The organism is Agrobacterium sp. BT-220-3 (assembly GCF_025910175.1).
GTDB classification, from domain to species: Bacteria; Pseudomonadota; Alphaproteobacteria; order Rhizobiales; family Rhizobiaceae; genus Agrobacterium; species Agrobacterium oryzihabitans.
In genome coordinates, this window is record NZ_JAPAIX010000001.1 from 640,426 (window position 1) to 658,052 (window position 17,627).

The following is a 17,627-nucleotide window of genomic DNA, read 5'->3' on the forward strand; positions in this document are numbered from 1 at the left end:
TTAGATAAGCGGAAATCCGGCGGGCGACCGCACGGGAAAACAATGTCGAACAGGGCCGTATGAAGCTTCTCGAGAACTATATCCTGCGGCGGACAACGCAGATGTTTCTGGTCGCGTTGCTGCCGGTGCTCGCGATCATATGGACCATCCAGGTTCTCCAGAGAATCAATCTCGTTACCGATACCGGTCAGTCGATGGGTTCCTTCATGGCGCTCGCGACGATGATCCTGCCGACGCTCATTCCGGTCGTGCTGCCATTCGCCCTCGTCATCGGCATTACCCAGATATTCACGGCGATGAACAATGATTCCGAGCTTGCCATCATCGATGCGGCCGGAGCGCCGCGTTCGATCATGTTTCGCCCGGTTCTCATTCTGGCCGCGGTTCTGAGCGCGTTTTCTTTTACCATTACCAATTTTATCGAGCCGCCTGCTCGCAGTTCCGCACGGCAGATGGTGGCCGCGGCCTATGCCGACCTTCTGTCCTCGGTTATCGAGGAAAAGACCTTCCGCACCATTCAGGACGGCCTTTACGTGCAGATCGCCCAGCGCCAGGGCCGCATCCTCAAGGGCCTGTTCGTCGCCGACCGCCGTGATCCGAATTTCGATCTCATCTATTATGCCAAGGAAGGCATGATCGATGAAAGCGGCACGTCGCTGACCATGCGCGACGGTGAGGTTCAGCAGAAGACACCTGATGGCAAGGTCTCGATCGTCAAATTCCTGTCCTATGCTTTCGACCTTTCGACCATGTCGGAAAAGCAGGATTCGGAACCCTCGCTTTCTCCCGGCGATGCCAGCCTCGGCTTCCTTCTCTCGCCCGACGAGAATAATGCGAGCTACAAGCGCTCACCGGAGAATTTCCGTAGCGAATTGCACAAGCGCCTCTCGGACTGGATGTTCGCCTTCGCCTTCGCATTGATCTCGCTGGTCATCGCTGCCGATGCGCGTTCACACCGCGAGGCGCGCCTGCATCCGATGGTCGCAGCACTTGTGACCGCTTTCATGCTGCGTTGGCTCGGTTTTTACGTCACCAATCAGGTCAAGCAGAGCGCGGCCTTCATTCCGCTTGTCTATGCCGTGCCGGGTCTCAGCGGCGCTGCGGCCGCCTTCGTTCTCATCACGGGCCGCAAGCCTAGGATGCCGAAGATCATTGCCGATACGGCCGGCCGCGTACGCCGTCTTTTCTCCAGCCGGCTGGCGCGAAGCTCCGGGAGCGGTAACGCATGATTTTCAACACGCTCGCCCGCTATTTCCTCAAACGATATCTGATGACGGCCGTCTGGTTCGTGCTCGGCGTGTCGTCGATCATCTATCTCGCCGATTTCAGCGAAACGGCACGGCGCATGTCCGGCCTGCCCGGCTATACCGTTCCGGCAGCGCTTGGTCTCACCGCGCTTCGCCTGCCGCTGATCCTGCAGCAGACTGTTCCCTTCATCGCGCTCTTCGTCGGCATGACGACGCTGATCTCGCTTAACCGGCGTTACGAACTGGTTGTCACGCGCGCGGCCGGCATCTCCGCCTGGCAATTCATCCTTCCTTTCGTCCTTGGCTCTGTCCTCATCGGCATTCTGTCTGTCGTGGTCCTCAATCCTATCGCCGCCTGGGGCCAGAACCGGTCGCTGGCGATGGAGGCGGGCCTGCGCAATGAAGCAAATGGCGGCCGCCAGCAGGAGATCATTCCGTGGATGCGTCAGGCAAGCGGCGGTCAGGACACGATCATCGGCGCCAAGAGCTTCGAAGACAACGGAACCATGCTTCTCGACGTGGTGCTTATCCACCTCGACAAGGACGGGAATATCGTCTCGCGACAGGATGCCAAGTCGGCAAAGTTGGAAGATGGTTACTGGCTTCTTAACGGCGTGACAGAAACACGCGCCGGACATGTGCCAGTTCGGCAAGAGAGCACGCGGATCAGTACCAATCTGAGACGCGAATTCGTGCAGGAACGGATGACGCAGACGGAAACCGTTGCTTTCTTTGATCTTTCTCACAAGATCGAAGTTGCAAAGTCTTTTGGACTGTCTTCAAAAGCGCTTGAGACGCAGTATCATTTCCTGCTATCGACGCCCCTGCTTCTGGTTGCGATGACCTTGATCGCCGCGACCGTTTCATTAAAGTTCAGCCGCTTCGCCCAATCGCGCTCCGTGATTCTGGGTGGAATCGTTTCCGGCTTCGTGCTTTATGTAGTAACCGTGCTCGTAAGGGCATTCGGGAGTGGTGGTGTTGTCCCTCCCACCGTCGCGGTCTGGGTTCCAGTCGTCGTGGCGTTGGCTTTGGGGGCAACAATTCTGCTTCATCAGGAGGACGGCTAGTGGCGGTATATGACCGCGGGAATATCAGGCGGCTTTGGACGGCCCTTCTGACAGGTGCCGCTGTGTGCGCGTATTTGGCATCCAGCCCGGTCGCTTTCGGCCAGGATGGATTGCTCGCGTCGGCAAGCCAAGACGATTCGAAACTCCTGCTTACAGCAAATGAACTGACCTATAATCGCGATTCCCAGCGCGTGATCGCGAAGGGCGTGGTTCGCATGAAATATTCGGGCTACCGCATGGTGGCCCAGCAAGTGGAATATAATCAGCAGACCGGCCGCGTGATCGCCCATGGCAACATCGAATTGATCGAGCCCGGCGGTAACAAGATTTATGCCGACGAGATGGATGTCACTGACGATTTCGGTCAGGGCTTCGTCAATGCGCTGCGTGTCGAGACCCCGGACAATACCCGTATCGCGGGCGAAAGCGCCGAGCGCCTCGAAGGCGATCTGATGGTCCTCAACAACGGCGTCTATACGGCCTGTCTGCCCTGCGCCGCCAAGCCTGAGAAAGCGCCGCTGTGGCAGGTCAAGGCCGAGCGCGTCGTTCAGGATGGCAAGACCCATACGATCCGGCTCGAAAAGGCGCGCCTGCAGCTTTTCGGCCATTCGATCGCCTATGTGCCGTTCCTGACGGTTCCCGATAATACGGTGAAGCGGAAGTCAGGTTTCCTGTTCCCGCAGATGAGCATCACCGACAATCTCGGTTTTGGTATCGGCGTCCCCTATTTCCAGGTTCTGTCCGATACGTCGGATGTGACCGTCACGCCGACCTATTACACGACGCAGGGTCTGCTGTTGCAGGCGGAATTGCGCCAGCGTTTCGAGACCGGCATGCATACGGTAACGATTGCCGGCATCAGCCAGCTGAAATCCGAGACCTTCACGGCTGGAACCAGCGACGCGCTCAACGACAATCGCGGCATGATCGCCAGCAAGGGCGATTTCAGCATCAATCCGCGCTGGGCGTTCGGCTGGGATGCCATGGTGCAGACCGACAACAACTTTTCGCGCACCTACGGGCTGAAGGGTTACAGGAACGACGTTCAGACCAATCAGATCTATTTGAGTGGTTCGAGCGAGCGGAACAGCTTCGACGCGCGCGGCTATTATTTCAATGTTCAGGATACGGACAACACCGAATCCAAGGAACGCAAGCAGGCCATAGTTCATCCCGTTGTCGACTACCGCTATTTCGTGCCGGATCCGATCTATGGCGGTGAACTTTCGCTGACGACCAACCTCACCAGCATCACCCGTCTGAAGCAGGATGCCTACGCGCTTGGCGGTTATTCCCGCTTCAACGGGCTTGAAGGCGACTATACGCGGCTTTCCACCGAAGCCGAGTGGAAGCGTACGTTTACGATGGACAGCGGCCTGCAGATCACGCCGATCCTTGCCGCACGTGGCGATGCGCTGTGGACCGACATGTCGCCGGCAAGCTTCACCTCCGGCGGCACATCCTATGCCTATCAGGGCATGATGCATGACGACGCAGCGTTTCGCGGCATGGTCACCGGCGGTCTGGAAGTGCGTTATCCCTGGCTCTTCACGGCGCTCAACAGCAGCCACGTGATCGAACCGATCGCGCAGATCTTCGTGCGGCCGAACGAGCAATATGCCGGCCGTCTTCCGAACGAGGATGCGCAGGCCTTCGTATTCGACGCAACCAACCTCTTCGAGCGCGACAAATTCTCCGGTTTCGACCGGATCGAAGGCGGCACGCGCGCAAATATCGGCTTCCGCTATAACGGCACCTTCGACAATGGCTACGGCGTTCGCGCCATTGCCGGCCAGTCGTTCCATCTGGCGGGCGACAATTCCTTCGCTTCCTACGATCTTGTCAATGCCGGCGCCAATTCCGGCCTCGAATCCAACCGTTCGGATTACGTCGCCATGGCGGCTTTCGATGCGCCGATCGGCCTTTCGCTGTCGTCGAGCCTGCGTCTCGACAAGGACGATCTCGACATCAACCGGTCGGAGACGGGCATCAGCTATTCGGACCGCCGCCTCACCGGCAAGCTCAGCTATACGCAGGTCAAGGCACAGCCGAAATATGGCTATAACGAAGACCGCGATATCATCCAGGCGTCAGGTACATTGCGCATGGACGACAACTGGTCGCTGTTCGGCTCGATCAATTACGATCTGAACGGAAAATTTGCGGCAGAGCGCCGTATTGGCATTGCCTACCAGGATGAGTGCACGATCCTGACGGTCAGCTACTCCGACGAAGGTAATATCAATTCCAGCCGGCAGGCCGCCAATGACTGGTCGATCAATGCCCGTCTGGCTTTCCGTACACTCGGCGATGTCAGCATCGGCTCCGCAAACGAAGACTGGGCCGACATGGATATCGGCTGGAAGCCGAACAATTACTGAGTTTAAAGGCAGGCCGCACAGCATCGTGGCCTGCCTTTTTGCTGCTCAGTCAGTAAAAGTCACGGTTTTGCCGCAACAACGCGCCAGTGTCGGCTTGGCATAAGACCGTATCGGGTTTTCTTTCAACGACCGACACATTGCCGTTTTGCGGATCGCGATGATATATACGTGGCAATTCGCGGTGCGGATGCAGAAGTGCAGGTCTGAAAGGCCGGGGGTGCGGAACTCCCCATCGACAGACAAAACAGATTGGCGGGACGGGGAAACAGGACCCTGCCCGACGAAAGGGAGAAGGACATGATGAATTTCGGAAAGACGGCTTTGCGTGGCGCTGCTTTTGCCTTTGCGATATTCGCCGTTCCCATGGCCATTGTGCCCTATGCCGGCCAGGCTTTCGCCGATAACACCGTCAAGATCGTCGTCAACAAGACCCCCATTACCAATGACGATATTGCCAAGCGCGTCGCCTTCCTGAAGCTGCAGCGCCAGTCCGGCAATCTCAATGAAAAGGCCCGCGAGCAGCTCGTCGACGAAGCGCTGAAACGTGAGGAAATCGGCCGTGTTAAAATGTCGGTCAGCACCGAAGACGTCGATGCCGCTTTTGCGCGTTTTGCCGGCAACAACAAGATGACCCCGCAGCAATTGACCAAGGTGCTGTCGCAGGCTGGGGTCGGCGCCGACCATTTCAAATCCTTCATTGCCGTGCAGATGAGCTGGCCGCGCCTCGTCAACGCCCGCTACGGCGCACGTGGCAAGATGTCGACGCAGGATCTCGTTACCCGTCTGAAGGAACGCGGCGAAAAGCCGGTAACGACGGAATATTTCCTGCAGCAGGTAATTTTCGTCATCCCGGAATCAAAGCGCAACTCCATTACCGGCAAGCGCAAGGCCGAGGCTGAAGCTTCCCGCAAGCGTTATCCCGGCTGCGACCAGGCCATGACCTTCGCCGCGACCATGCGCGATGTGGCGATCAAGGATCTCGGACGCATTCTCGCACCCGAGCTGCCGGAAGACTGGAAGGCGCTGGTGGAAAAAACCAAGGAAGGCGGCACGACGGGCACGCGTGTCACCGAAAAGGGCGTTGAATATCTGGCGATCTGCAAGCAGCGTCAGGTTTCAGACGACTATGCCGCCGAAATGGTGTTCAAGTCCGAAGACCTGATGAAGGCCAAGGAAGGCGAAAACCCGAACGAAAAGAAATACATGGATGAGTTGCGCAAGAAAGCGCAGATCGTCAACACCTGATACGAGAGCCGGCCTTTCCGTGACACATGCATCCCTGCCGCTTGCCCTGACACAGGGAGACCCAGCCGGTATCGGCCCTGATATTGCCATTGCCGCCTGGGCCAGGCGCCGGGAAAACGGCGTGGCGCCCTTCGTCTTCATAGGCGATCCGGATGTGGTGGCGAGCCGTGCGGCCCTGATTGGCATTCCGGTCAATATCGAGACGTGCGATGTGGCCGATGCCGTCGACCTTTTCGATCGCGCCTTTCCGGTCCTTCCCCTTCCCGTCGGTTTCGAGGTACAGGCAGGCCAGCCGCATGTCGGCGCGGCCCATGCGACGATCAAGGCGATCGAGACCGCCGTTTCCCTGACCGTCGAGGGCAAGACTGCCGCCGTCGTTACCAATCCCATTGCGAAATCCGTACTTTATGAAGCCGGCTTCGGTTTTCCCGGTCATACGGAATTTCTTGCCGATCTCGCCTTGCGCCTCACCGGCGAGCAGGTGACACCGGTGATGATGATTGCCGGACCCAAGGTTCGCGTCGTCCCGGTAACGATCCATATCCCGATAAAAGACGTGCCGGCGGCGCTGACGGAAGAACTGATCGTCACGACCTGCCGCATCATCGATGCGGATCTCCGGCAGAAATTCGGCATCGAAGCCCCGCGTCTGGCAGTCGCCGGTCTCAACCCGCATGCGGGCGAAGACGGCGCACTTGGCACCGAGGACCGCGATGTGGTTCATCCGGCAACCATTCGGTTGCGGAAGGACGGGATCGATGCTTTCGGCCCCCTGCCCGCCGACACGATGTTCCACGATGCCGCCCGCAGGCGCTACGACGTTGCGGTTTGTATGTACCACGATCAGGCGCTCATTCCGGCCAAGGCGCTCGGCTTCGACGATTCCGTCAATGTCACCCTCGGCCTGCCCTTCATCCGCACCTCGCCCGACCATGGCACCGCCTTCGGCATAGCCGGTCAGGGTATTGCCAATGAGGCGAGCCTCGTCGCGGCGCTGAAGATGGCGGCGGAGATTTCCGCCCGCAGCCGGGTCAGCGCATAATGGCCGCGATAGACGGACTGCCGCCGCTGCGCGATGTCATCCAGCGGCATGGGCTCGACGCAAAGAAATCGCTTGGGCAGAACTTCCTGTTCGATCTCAACCTCACCCAGAAAATCGCCAGAACGGCAGGGCCGCTCGAGGGCGTGACGGTGATCGAGGTCGGCCCCGGTCCCGGTGGCCTCACCCGCGCCATTCTCTCGCTCGGCGCCAAAAAAGTCATCGCGGTTGAGCGCGACAGCCGCTGCCTGCCGGCGCTGGCGGAAATCGAAGCGCATTATCCGGGACGTCTCGAGGTCATCGAGGGCGATGCTCTCAAGACCGATTTCGAGGCACTAATTCCCGTCGGCGAACCCGTCAGGATCATCGCCAATCTGCCTTACAATGTTGGCACGCAACTGCTCGTCAACTGGCTTCTGCCGAAAGAATGGCCGCCCTTCTGGCTTTCCATGACGCTGATGTTCCAGAAGGAAGTCGGCCAGCGCATCGTGGCGGAAGAAGGCGACAACCATTACGGCCGCCTCGGCGTTCTCACCGGTTGGCGCACGGTCTCGGAAATGGCCTTCGACGTTCCGCCGCAGGCCTTCAGCCCGCCACCGAAGGTGACCTCCACCGTCGTGCACCTGCTGCCGAAGGAAAAGCCGCTGCCCTGCGATGTCGCCAAGCTTGAGAAGGTAACGGAGGCCGCCTTCGGCCAGCGCCGCAAGATGCTGCGACAGAGCCTGAAAAGCCTCGGCGGCGAGACACTGCTGGAAAAGGCGGGCATCGATGCGACCCGGCGAGCGGAAACGCTGTCCGTTGAGGAATTCGTAACATTGGCGAATAGCCTGTGAGTAGCGCGGAGCTTCGGCAACGCCATTCATGGGCGCACGCCAAACCGATTCGTCGATAGAGGTCGAATAAGGAGACCAGTGCGTGGAGAATGCCGGTTTTCACTACGAACTCCACACCCCTGCCGGATCGCCTGATTGCGTGGTCGTTTTGCTGCACGGATCTGGGCGAACGGAAGATGACCTCGTTTCCTTTGGCCGCACGGTCTTTCCCGATGGAGTTTTGTTTGCGCTCAGAGGGGCAGTCCCCTGGGAAGACGGCTTTGCGTTTTTTCGCAGAAAGCCCGACCGGCAACTGGATGTCGATGATCTGAAACATCATGCCGAAAGCCTTTGCCGGTTCATCGACTTCGTCTTTCAGGAAACGGGACAACGCCCCTTCCTCGTGGGATATTCGAACGGGGCGATCATAGCCGCTGAAACGATCTGCCAGAACAATCGCCTGTCGAGGGGCGCCATTCTGCTGCGGCCGCTATCTCCCCGAAATGGCGAGCATTTTCCGGCCCTCACCGGATATTCGGTACTTCTGCTTGCAGGCGCCCATGACGAACGGCGGCAGCCTGCCGATGCGCCTCATCTGGCGGATCAACTTGCAAGAGCCGGAGCAGATGTTGAGCTGGAAACAATTCCCACAGGACATGGCTGGGCGGAAGATGCTGCGGATGAGCGCATCTCTCGCCAATGGCTGCTTAATCACTGGACAAAGTAGATATCGCGGTCTTCACCGCAACAATCAGAGCTTCGGCTCTTCCTCAAGCAGCGCCCGCACGAAATCGAACATGCCGTGGCGGCGGTCGCGGCGCACGCGTTCGGCCTTCACGATCGCCTCTACGGCCTCGAAAGCGGCCTGCAGGTCGTCGTTGAGGATAACATAGTCATAATCGCGCCAGTGCTCGATCTCGGCGCGGGAATTGAGAAGCCGGGTCTTGATCACTTCCTCGGTGTCTTCGGCGCGGCGATGCAGGCGCGATTGCAGCTCTGTCATTGTCGGCGGCAGGATGAAGATCGACACGACATCGGCCTTCATCTTGTCCTGAAGCTGTTCGGCGCCCTGCCAGTCGATATCGAACAGCATGTCGCGCCCGGCGGCCATTGCCACTTCAACAGGTTCGCGCGGCGTTCCGTAAAAATTGCCGTGAACCTCCGCCCATTCCAGAAGCGCGTCGCCATCACGCAGGCGCTCGAATTCGCGCGTCGAAATGAAGTGATAGTGGATGCCTTCAATCTCGCTGTGACGGCGCGGGCGGGTCGTCACGCTGACGGACAGGCTGATATTCTTGTCCTTGTCGAGCAGATTACGGGCAATCGTGGATTTTCCTGCACCCGATGGCGACGAGATCACCAGCATCAGCCCTCTGCGGGCAATCGTGACAGGGGAATCGTTCATCGGGACCATGGGTCTACTCCAGATTTTGGACCTGCTCGCGGAACTGGTCGATAACCACTTTCAGCTCTATGCCTGCTGCGGTTACCGCACTGGCGTTCGATTTGGAACAGATTGTATTCGACTCGCGGTTAAATTCCTGTGCAAGAAAATCGAGCTTGCGGCCGACAGGCCCGCCATTCTGCAAAAGCTCGCGCGACGCCTCCACATGGGCGTGCAGCCGGTCGATCTCTTCGCGCAGATCTGCCTTGGTGGCGATCAGCGCCGCCTCGGCGTGAAGACGGTCGCGATCAAGCCCGTGCATGCCCTCGCCGATCAGGGCGATCTGCTGGGCAAGCCTTGTCGCGATCTGCTCCGGCTGACGGGACGGGTCGCTTTCAATAATGCCCACAAGCTGCTCGATCCTGTCGATATGGCCGGAGAGGATGGCAAACAGGGAAGCGCCTTCCCGCTCGCGCATGTCCTTCAGCTTCAAGACGGCGGCGGCAAAGCCGGCCAGCACGTCGCTGTTGCGCGCAGCCTGCGCCTGCGCATCGTCTTCCGCCTCGCGAAAATCGACCAGCCCGCGCAGCGTCAGCAGCGTATCAAAGCTCAGCGGCTTGTCATCGACGACATCGCCCAGCTCCTTCTTCAGAGCGAGGACTGCCGCAAGCGCATCGCGGTTGATCACCGCTTCCAGCCGGTTCTCCGCAATAGACAGCGTCAATCCCGCCTGGATATTGCCGCGCGAAAGATGCTCACCGGCAATCTCCCGCAGGTTCGTTTCCAGCGCTTCCAGACCGGTTGGCAGGCGCAGGCGCACATCCAGCCCCTTGCCGTTCACGGAGCGCAATTCCCACGCCCAGCGGTAACGGCCGGACGTTCCCTCGCTGCGCGCAAAGCCGGTCATCGATTGCAATGTCATATTCAGAAAGCCCCCCATCATGCCTTGCAAAACCGGGCCTTGCGATGACAAGGCCCGGTCAGGATTATCAGTTGTTGGCGGGTTTTTCCGCCTCGGCGCCGCCGGGCTGTCCATCCACGGCAACATCGGGATTAGCGCCGGCAGCCGCCTTTTCCGCCTCGATCTTGCGCCAGCGGCGGACATTGGCGTTGTGCTCGTCCAGCGTCTTGGCAAAGACGTGACCGCCCGTGCCATCAGCCACGAAATAAAGGTCGTCGGTGCGCCATGGATTGGCTACAGCCTCAAGTGCGGCACGTCCCGGATTGGCGATGGGAGACGGCGGCAGGCCCTTGATAACATAGGTATTGAACGGCGTCTGCTTCTGCAGGTCCGACTGGTAGATCGGCCTGTCGGACGGCTTACCGTCACCGCCGAACAGACCATAGATGATCGTCGGGTCGGATTGCAGGCGCATGCCCTTCTTCAGCCGGTTGTAGAAGACCGAAGCGACATGGGCGCGCTCGTCATCCTTGCCGGTTTCCTTTTCCACGATAGAGGCGAGCGTCACGAATTCCTCAACCGTCTTGATCGGCAGGTCGGGGTCGCGCCGTTCCCAGATCATGTCGATCAGCTTGTCCTGCGCCGCGCTCATCTGGTTGATGATTTCCTCACGCTTGGTGCCGCGCGTAAAGCGATAGGTATCAGGACGCAGGCTGCCTTCCGGCGGCAAGGCCGAGGGAAGTTCACCGTCCAGAACCTCATCAGCGCCAAGGCGCGCGAACATCTGCTTGACGGTCAGGCCTTCGGGAAGCGACACGGAATAGAGAATAGACTTGCCGGATTCCAGCAGCATCATGATGTCCTTCATCGATGCCCCGGCCTTGATCTCGTATTCGCCCGCCTTCAGCGTCTGGTCTTTTTGCAGGTAGCTGCCCGTCATGAGGCGGAATACACGGGCGTTCGAGACGACGTCGTTGCGCTCGAGATTATTGGCGATCTCGATGATGCCGGCGCCGTTACGCACCGTGAAATGCGTATTCGTCTGAAGCGGACCAGGCTCCTGGAACGCGTTGATCATGTAATAGAAGGCGGCGATGGCGAGCACACAGACGGCAACGGCAAGCGTCATCAGAAAATTCAGGAAGATCACCAGCTGGCCGTGGGCCTTGCGCGAGCGCTTCGGCGGCGCCGGCACCTTTTCCGGCCGCAGCGCCTCGGTCGGGGATTTCGGAATGATCGGGCCGCGATTGCCCTCGCCCGCGCCGTTCTGTCCGTATGGTCCCTGGCTGTTCTGGTTCGTGTCGCTCACCGTCGGTCCTTTTCAGTTCGGCGTTGTCAGCGCTTTTTGCGCAGGTAATGCGGCAAAAACAGGTTCGGAATGTCTTCCTGCACCACATAGAGACATCGTGAAGGCCTGTTGTTCTGCTTCACGACTATCGTTTCGGACAAAGCCGATGGAGGAGGCCGTCTGCGGCCGGAAATCACCCGAACCCACAAACGTCTTCCATAAACGACTACAATATCGGCGCGAAAACCGGAATGGCTTTCGCAAGCCGCAATGCGTTCTTCAAGTGAAAGAACACTCTTTTCAGCGCCCGGCAGGAGAGCGCCGCACCCGCGACGGCAAAGCCGCCGCCGCAGTTTATGCTTCGTAACGACGCAGCACGAGGGAGGCGTTGGTGCCGCCGAAGCCGAAGGAATTCGACAGGGCGACGTTGACCTGCCTCTTGCGCGCCTTGTGCGGTACCAGATCGATCTTCGTTTCCACATCGGGATTGTCGAGGTTCAATGTCGGCGGGACGATGTTGTCGCGGATCGCAAGCGTGGCGAAAATCGCTTCGATCGCGCCGGCTGCACCGAGAAGATGGCCGGTGGCCGATTTGGTCGACGACATCGAGATCTTCGGGGCCGAATCGCCCACGAGCCGCTCGACGGCGCCAAGCTCGATCGTATCGGCCATGGTGGAGGTGCCGTGGGCGTTGATATAGTCGATATCATCAGGCGTGAGGCCCGCGCGCTTCAGCGCCATAGCCATGCAGCGATAGGCGCCCTCGCCGTCTTCGGACGGAGCTGTGATGTGATAGGCGTCACCGGAAAGGCCGTAACCGACGACTTCGGCATAAATCTTCGCGCCGCGCGCCTTGGCATGCTCCAGCTCTTCCAGAACGACGATGCCGGCGCCTTCGCCCATGACGAAACCGTCACGGTCGCGGTCATAGGGGCGGGATGCCTTCTGCGGATCGTCATTGTGCTGGGTGGAGAGCGCCTTGCAGGCAGCGAAACCGGCAAGCGCAATGCGGCAGACCGGCGATTCGGCGCCACCCGCGACCATGACGTCGGCGTCACCGAACGCGATGAGCCGTGCGGCATCGCCAATGGCGTGCGCGCCGGTCGAGCAGGCCGTCACAACGGCATGGTTCGGTCCGCGCAGCTTGTGGCGGATGGAAACCTGGCCGGACACGAGGTTGATCAGACGGCCGGGAATGAAAAATGGAGAGATGCGGCGCGGGCCCTTGTCGCGCAGCGTATAACCCGCCTCGACGATACCTTCCAGACCGCCGATGCCGGAACCGATCAGAACGCCGGTTGCGATCTGGTCCTCGTCCGTTTCGGGATGCCAGCCAGCGTCGGCAAGCGCCATGTCGGCTGCCGCCACACCATAAAGGATGAAGGGATCGATCTTGCGCTGCTCTTTGACTTCCATCCAGTCGTCGGCATTGAAGGTGCCGTTGGAGCCATCGCCGACGGGAATGCGGCAGGCGATCTTGGCGGGCAAGTCTTCGACTTCGAATTCAGTCACGAGACGGGCGCCATTCTGGCCGGCCAGCAGCCGCTCCCAGGTCACTTCCGTTCCGCATCCAAGAGGAGATACCATGCCGGTACCGGTGATAACGACACGCCTCATCGCCAACGCTCCGCCCTTATCCAAATCATCGGTCTTCTTTGCAACGTCAAACGTCTTGGAAGAGACGCTGCAACATTTTCTGTTTCCGCATGACGCCAACCACAGACCTGTTCCGGTCAAGAGGGTCAGGCGTCAGCCCGGACTATGCACCATCTCGGGCGCGATCCGTCTCACGATAAAATATTGGCCCGGACAAGCCGGGCCAAGACGGGAGGGTATTTCACCTCCCCTGCGAAGGTCGATCAGGCCTGGGCCTTCTCGATGAACTTGACGGCGTCGCCGACAGTCAGGATCGAGTCAGCTGCGTCGTCGGGAATTTCGACGCCGAATTCTTCTTCGAAAGCCATGACCAGTTCAACGGTATCGAGCGAATCAGCGCCCAGATCGTCAATGAAGCTAGCGCCTTCAACAACCTTGTCGGCGTCAACGCCAAGATGATCAATTACAATTTTCTTTACGCGTTCTGCGATATCGCTCATGTCGGTTTCCTCGACCTTTATTTTGAAGGGAATGCCTCGCGGCACCCTGCCCTGTTAGAAGCCCTCATGCGCCGTTCAAATCCGGCACTGCGGGCAAACCCGTTCAACCCGGTCCAAGCTAGACATCGTCGCGCAAAACCGCAACGGCTTCCTGTCTCTCCGGGACGACTGTTCACAGTCTTGGCCCGCTTAACATGGTTTCAATCGGTCGAAAAGCCTGAAAACGCGCTAAGCACAGCGTATGACAGGCAATTTCGCCGGAAACCCGTCGGCGGAGCCTTGCGGCGCCAGCTACCCAAGAAGGTGCTTAAACAGCGCCGCAATCCTTTTCAAGACGGCCTTGAGCGCCGTCAGATCATCGCCATGCCGCCATTGACGTGCAGAGTTTGACCCGTCATGTAGCCCGCCTCATTGGAAGCCAGATAAAGAACGGCGGACGCGACTTCCGCGCCGGTTCCCATGCGCTTCATGGGAATGGCGCCCATTATGGCGTCCTTCTGCTTGTCGTTCAGCTTGCCGGTCATGGCGCTTTCGATGAAGCCGGGCGCCACGCAGTTGACGGTGACGTTGCGGGTTGCGATTTCCTGCGCCAGCGACTTCGAAAAACCGATCATGCCTGCCTTGGAGGCGCAATAGTTTGCCTGACCGGGATTGCCGGTGACGCCGACGATGGAGGTGATGTTGATGATGCGGCCGAAACGGCGGCGCATCATCGGATGTGTCAGTTCGCGCGTCAGGCGGAACATCGCCGTCAGGTTCACTTCGATGACATTGTCCCAGTCCTCGTCGCTCATGCGCACGAAGAGGCCGTCCTTGGTGATACCGGCATTGTTGACGAGAATATCGACGCCTTCCAGCTCGGCTTCGGCCTTTTCGCCAAGCGCCTTGACCTCGGCGCGATCGGCAAGGTTGGCCGGGAAAATCTTGACGCGCTCGCCAAGTTCCGCCGCCAGCGCTTCGAGCTTTTCGACGCGCGTGCCGTGCAGGCCGACGGTTGCGCCCTGGCTGTGCAGAAGGCGGGCGATTTCCTCGCCGATGCCGCCGGTCGCGCCGGTTACGAGAGCCTTGCGGCCTGTCAGATCAAACATGTTCCGTTCCTTCTTTAGAGCAATTCCGCAAAAGCCTTTTAGCGGAATTGCATCGGGAATTACCGTAAAACAAAAGGCCGTTACGGGGCGAGGCCCGTCTCAGCCGATAAGGGTGGCGAGAAGCTGGTCAATATCGGCAGCGCCGTTGACGGCAACGCCGTTCACCGTCTTGTCGATGCGGCGGGCAAGGCCCGTTAGCACCTTGCCGGAGCCGATCTCGTAAAGCTGCGTCACATTGTTGGCGGCGAACCATTCAACCGTTTCGCGCCAGCGCACCTGGCCCGTCACCTGCTCAACCAGCAAGGCGGCGATCTCATTGGCGTCGGAAACGGGAGCGGCGCGCACATTGGCGATGACAGGCACGACCGGGTTGTTCTTTTCGACGGTCGCCAGCGCCTCGCGCATCGCTTCTGCGGCAGGCGCCATCAGCGCCGAGTGGAAGGGCGCGGAAACCGGCAGCATGATGGCGCGCTTGGCGCCCTTTTCGGAAGCGATCGCCGCAGCCTTTTCAACCGCAGCCTTGGATCCGGAAATGACCAGCTGGCCGCCGCCATTGTCGTTGGCGATCTGGCAGATGCCGAGAATGGCTGCTTCCTCACAGATTGCGGACACGGCATCATGTTCCAGCCCGATGATCGCGGCCATGGCGCCCTCACCCACCGGCACGGCGGCCTGCATGGCATTGCCACGGATGCGAAGAAGGCGGGCAGTGTCTGCAATCGAGAAGGTGCCGGCGGCACAGAGTGCCGAATATTCGCCGAGCGAATGGCCAGCAACATAAGAGACGGCGTCGGAGAGCTTCAGGCCGCGCGCTTCCAGAACCCGCATGACCGCCATGGACACCGCCATGAGCGCCGGCTGGGCGTTCGCCGTCAGCGTCAGCGTTTCTTCCGGGCCGTTCCACATGATGTCGGAAAGCTTCTGGCCAAGCGCCTCATCGACTTCCTCGAAGACGGCGCGCGCCTCGACATAGGTGTCGGCGAGTTCCTTGCCCATGCCGACGGCCTGGCTTCCCTGACCGGGAAATGTGAATGCAATACCCATGGGATGTCGTCCTTCTTGTCTGGCCTTGCCTTTATTCTTTCGGACTTCCATTCACATTCCGGCCCGCGAAGTCAAGGCTTCAAGCCCTCAGACAGCCCCACCCAAGGGGTTTTGCCGACCTATTTTCCGCATTCTTTTCATCATATTTTTTCTTGCACTGCGGCAATTCCCCATTACTTTCATGCCACCTTTCAAAACATCTCGCCAAGTACCGGGACATTTCCATGAAACAGAGACTATTGGGCCGCACGGGTATTTCCGTGTCCGAAATTTGCCTTGGCACGATGACGTGGGGCACGCAGAACACCGAAGCCGACGCACATGCGCAGATGGATTACGCCATCGAAAACGGTGTTAACTTCTTCGATACCGCCGAACTTTACCCCACCACCCCCGTTTCCGCCGAAACCCAGGGACGGACGGAAGAGTTTATCGGCTCCTGGTTCGAAAAGACCGGCAAGCGTGACCAGATCGTGCTCGCCACCAAGGTCGCCGGTTCCGGTCGCGACTATATTCGCGGCGGACGCGATATCGATGCCGCCGCCATTCGCGAGGCGGTGGATACAAGCCTCAAGCGCCTGAAGACTGACTATATCGACCTCTACCAGATCCACTGGCCGAACCGCGGCACCTATCATTTCCGCGGCGCCTGGAGCTTTGACGCTTCCGGTCAAGAGAAGGAGCGCACGCTCGCCGAAATCACCGAGAAGCTCGAGACGCTCGGCGAACTGGTGAAAGCCGGCAAGATCCGCGCCATCGGCCTTTCCAACGAGAGCGCCTGGGGCACCCAGAAATATATCGACATCGCCGAGGCCCACGGCCTGCCGCGCGTCGCCACCATCCAGAACGAATATAATCTGCTCTATCGCAGCTTCGACCTCGACATGGCGGAAGTCGCCCATCACGAAGATGTCGGCCTGCTGGCCTACTCGCCGCTCGCGGCGGGGCTGCTTACCGGCAAGTATCAGGACGGCGCGCGCCCGGCCGGTTCGCGCGCCACCATCAACAAGGACCTCGGCGGCCGCCTGCAGCCGCTTCAGGAAGCGCCGGTCAAGGCCTATCTGGAGCTTGCAGCGCAACATGGTGTGGATCCGGCAAAGCTCGCCATCGCATTTTGCCTCACGCGTCCCTTCATGGCCTCCGTCATCATCGGCGCAACCACGATCGAACAGCTGAAGACCGATATTGCGGCCGCCGATGTGGCACTGTCGGAAGAGGTGCTGAAGGGCATCGCCGCGATCCATCGGCAATATCCGATGCCGATCTGACACGATCACGGCGCGCTTTTTCGCCCCTTGCCCTTGCATTCCGGGCAAAATTGCGTATAAGCGCGCTGTTCACAACACCCGGTCCAATTGGCTGGTGGCTGAACGGAGGGCTGGTTTCGGTAACGAAACAGCAGGAACCATAAGGTTTTTCCGGCCTCCCGTGTCTCCGCTCTCGACCGTCTCGAACAACGCTTTTCTTGCTTTAAGGCTTTACCGCCTCACCCAAGAGCAGTCGTTGAGGCTTAGCGCCGTTGCCGGGTGAAGGACGAAACGCAAGAAAGGCAAAGCTTAAATGGCTCTTTACGAACACATCTTCCTTGCCCGGCAGGATATTTCTGCCCAGCAGGTCGACGCACTTGTCGAGCAGTACAAGGGCGTTATCGAATCGTTCGGCGGTAAAGTCGGACGCGTCGAGAACTGGGGTCTGAAGTCCCTCACCTACCGCATCAAGAAGAACCGCAAGGCTCACTACGCTCTCATGGACATCGACGCTCCGGCGGCTGCAGTTCATGAAGTAGAGCGCCAGATGCGCATCAACGAAGACGTTCTTCGCTACATGACCATCGCCGTCGAAGCCCACGAAGAAGGCCCGTCCGCGATGATGCAGAAGCGCGACCGTGACGACCGTCCGCGCCGCGATGGCGACCGTCCGGACCGTGGCCCGCGTGAAGATCGTGGTCCCCGCGCACCGCGCGAAGGTGGCTTCGGCGACCGCGAAGACCGTCCGCGCCGTCCGCGCGAAGACCGTGCATAAGGAGAATTGACCA

Annotated in this window: 16 protein-coding genes; 9 read left to right on the forward strand and 7 right to left on the reverse strand. The window is 59.6% G+C overall.

What is annotated here, in order from left to right; all coding sequences use genetic code 11:
- The first annotated feature begins 59 nt into the window (after nucleotides 1–59).
- From OK142_RS03330 to OK142_RS03360, 7 genes are all read left to right on the forward strand, one after another.
- Nucleotides 60–1,229, forward strand: coding sequence for an LptF/LptG family permease (locus OK142_RS03330; RefSeq protein ID WP_313608973.1), 1,170 nt, complete (start codon nucleotides 60–62; stop codon nucleotides 1,227–1,229).
- Entirely contained in the window at nucleotides 1,226–2,314 is a 1,089-nt protein-coding gene (lptG, locus tag OK142_RS03335; protein ID WP_082184064.1) for an LPS export ABC transporter permease LptG, read from the forward strand. The genes OK142_RS03330 and lptG overlap by 4 nt, the downstream gene beginning before the upstream one ends.
- The gene (locus tag OK142_RS03340) at nucleotides 2,314–4,695 is read left to right on the forward strand and encodes an LPS-assembly protein LptD (protein WP_498681043.1); all 2,382 of its coding nucleotides are present in this window, start codon (nucleotides 2,314–2,316) and stop codon (nucleotides 4,693–4,695) included. The genes lptG and OK142_RS03340 overlap by 1 nt, the downstream gene beginning before the upstream one ends.
- Nucleotides 4,696–4,992: 297 nt before the next feature.
- On the forward strand, nucleotides 4,993–5,940 hold the full coding sequence (locus OK142_RS03345; RefSeq protein ID WP_003496802.1) for a SurA N-terminal domain-containing protein: 948 nt from the start codon (nucleotides 4,993–4,995) through the stop codon (nucleotides 5,938–5,940).
- A 19-nt stretch (nucleotides 5,941–5,959) separates the two neighbouring features.
- Nucleotides 5,960–6,982 carry a 4-hydroxythreonine-4-phosphate dehydrogenase PdxA gene (gene pdxA / locus OK142_RS03350; protein WP_498681046.1) on the forward strand — a complete coding sequence of 341 codons (1,023 nt, stop codon included), beginning with the start codon at nucleotides 5,960–5,962 and terminating at the stop codon, nucleotides 6,980–6,982.
- Nucleotides 6,982–7,812, forward strand: coding sequence for a 16S rRNA (adenine(1518)-N(6)/adenine(1519)-N(6))-dimethyltransferase RsmA (gene rsmA, locus OK142_RS03355; RefSeq protein WP_498681048.1), 831 nt, complete (start codon nucleotides 6,982–6,984; stop codon nucleotides 7,810–7,812). The genes pdxA and rsmA overlap by 1 nt, the downstream gene beginning before the upstream one ends.
- 82 nt (nucleotides 7,813–7,894) lie before the next feature.
- On the forward strand, nucleotides 7,895–8,518 hold the full coding sequence (locus OK142_RS03360; protein WP_498681050.1) for an alpha/beta hydrolase: 624 nt from the start codon (nucleotides 7,895–7,897) through the stop codon (nucleotides 8,516–8,518).
- A 24-nt stretch (nucleotides 8,519–8,542) separates the two neighbouring features.
- On the opposite strand, the gene gmk is transcribed toward OK142_RS03360, so the two are convergent.
- The 7 genes from gmk to fabD form a co-directional block, all read right to left on the reverse strand.
- A complete protein-coding gene (gmk, locus tag OK142_RS03365) occupies nucleotides 8,543–9,205 on the reverse strand; it encodes a guanylate kinase (protein ID WP_137037395.1) in 663 nt (220 codons plus the stop codon).
- Nucleotides 9,206–9,209: 4 nt separating this feature from the next.
- Nucleotides 9,210–10,097, reverse strand: a complete 888-nt coding sequence (locus OK142_RS03370) for a YicC/YloC family endoribonuclease (protein ID WP_498681053.1) — start codon at nucleotides 10,095–10,097, stop codon at nucleotides 9,210–9,212.
- Between the two features lie 67 nt (nucleotides 10,098–10,164).
- Nucleotides 10,165–11,385 (reverse strand): endolytic transglycosylase MltG, encoded by a 1,221-nt coding sequence (gene mltG / locus OK142_RS03375; protein ID WP_003496813.1) that lies wholly within the window; start codon nucleotides 11,383–11,385, stop codon nucleotides 10,165–10,167.
- Nucleotides 11,386–11,718: 333 nt separating this feature from the next.
- Nucleotides 11,719–12,981: a beta-ketoacyl-ACP synthase II gene (gene fabF / locus OK142_RS03380; protein WP_142169827.1), complete on the reverse strand. Its 1,263-nt coding sequence runs from the start codon at nucleotides 12,979–12,981 to the stop codon at nucleotides 11,719–11,721.
- A gap of 242 nt (nucleotides 12,982–13,223) precedes the next feature.
- Nucleotides 13,224–13,460 (reverse strand): acyl carrier protein, encoded by a 237-nt coding sequence (locus OK142_RS03385; protein WP_003502080.1) that lies wholly within the window; start codon nucleotides 13,458–13,460, stop codon nucleotides 13,224–13,226.
- Between the two features lie 350 nt (nucleotides 13,461–13,810).
- Entirely contained in the window at nucleotides 13,811–14,548 is a 738-nt protein-coding gene (gene fabG, locus OK142_RS03390) for a 3-oxoacyl-[acyl-carrier-protein] reductase (protein ID WP_003520726.1), read from the reverse strand.
- A gap of 99 nt (nucleotides 14,549–14,647) precedes the next feature.
- Nucleotides 14,648–15,592, reverse strand: coding sequence for an ACP S-malonyltransferase (fabD, locus tag OK142_RS03395; RefSeq protein WP_498681055.1), 945 nt, complete (start codon nucleotides 15,590–15,592; stop codon nucleotides 14,648–14,650).
- A gap of 224 nt (nucleotides 15,593–15,816) precedes the next feature.
- Here fabD and OK142_RS03400 point away from each other — a divergent pair, with 224 nt between their 5' ends.
- Nucleotides 15,817–16,860, forward strand: coding sequence for an aldo/keto reductase (locus OK142_RS03400; RefSeq protein WP_498681059.1), 1,044 nt, complete (start codon nucleotides 15,817–15,819; stop codon nucleotides 16,858–16,860).
- A 292-nt stretch (nucleotides 16,861–17,152) separates the two neighbouring features.
- Nucleotides 17,153–17,614, forward strand: a complete 462-nt coding sequence (gene rpsF / locus OK142_RS03405; protein WP_003496829.1) for a 30S ribosomal protein S6 — start codon at nucleotides 17,153–17,155, stop codon at nucleotides 17,612–17,614.
- Nucleotides 17,615–17,627: the final 13 nt, after the last annotated feature.

Excerpts from the sequence above, each read along its gene's own strand:
- OK142_RS03330 (WP_313608973.1), top strand. The coding sequence starts at position 60 with ATGAAGCTTCTCGAGAACTATATCCTGCGGCGGACAACGCAGATGTTT.
- lptG (WP_082184064.1), top strand. The coding sequence starts at position 1,226 with ATGATTTTCAACACGCTCGCCCGCTATTTCCTCAAACGATATCTGATG.
- OK142_RS03345 (WP_003496802.1), top strand. The coding sequence starts at position 4,993 with ATGATGAATTTCGGAAAGACGGCTTTGCGTGGCGCTGCTTTTGCCTTT.
- rsmA (WP_498681048.1), top strand. The coding sequence starts at position 6,982 with ATGGCCGCGATAGACGGACTGCCGCCGCTGCGCGATGTCATCCAGCGG.
- gmk (WP_137037395.1), bottom strand. The coding sequence starts at position 9,205 with ATGGTCCCGATGAACGATTCCCCTGTCACGATTGCCCGCAGAGGGCTG.
- OK142_RS03370 (WP_498681053.1), bottom strand. The coding sequence starts at position 10,097 with ATGACATTGCAATCGATGACCGGCTTTGCGCGCAGCGAGGGAACGTCC.
- fabF (WP_142169827.1), bottom strand. The coding sequence starts at position 12,981 with ATGAGGCGTGTCGTTATCACCGGTACCGGCATGGTATCTCCTCTTGGA.
- OK142_RS03385 (WP_003502080.1), bottom strand. The coding sequence starts at position 13,460 with ATGAGCGATATCGCAGAACGCGTAAAGAAAATTGTAATTGATCATCTT.
- fabG (WP_003520726.1), bottom strand. The coding sequence starts at position 14,548 with ATGTTTGATCTGACAGGCCGCAAGGCTCTCGTAACCGGCGCGACCGGC.
- fabD (WP_498681055.1), bottom strand. The coding sequence starts at position 15,592 with ATGGGTATTGCATTCACATTTCCCGGTCAGGGAAGCCAGGCCGTCGGC.
- OK142_RS03400 (WP_498681059.1), top strand. The coding sequence starts at position 15,817 with ATGAAACAGAGACTATTGGGCCGCACGGGTATTTCCGTGTCCGAAATT.
- rpsF (WP_003496829.1), top strand. The coding sequence starts at position 17,153 with ATGGCTCTTTACGAACACATCTTCCTTGCCCGGCAGGATATTTCTGCC.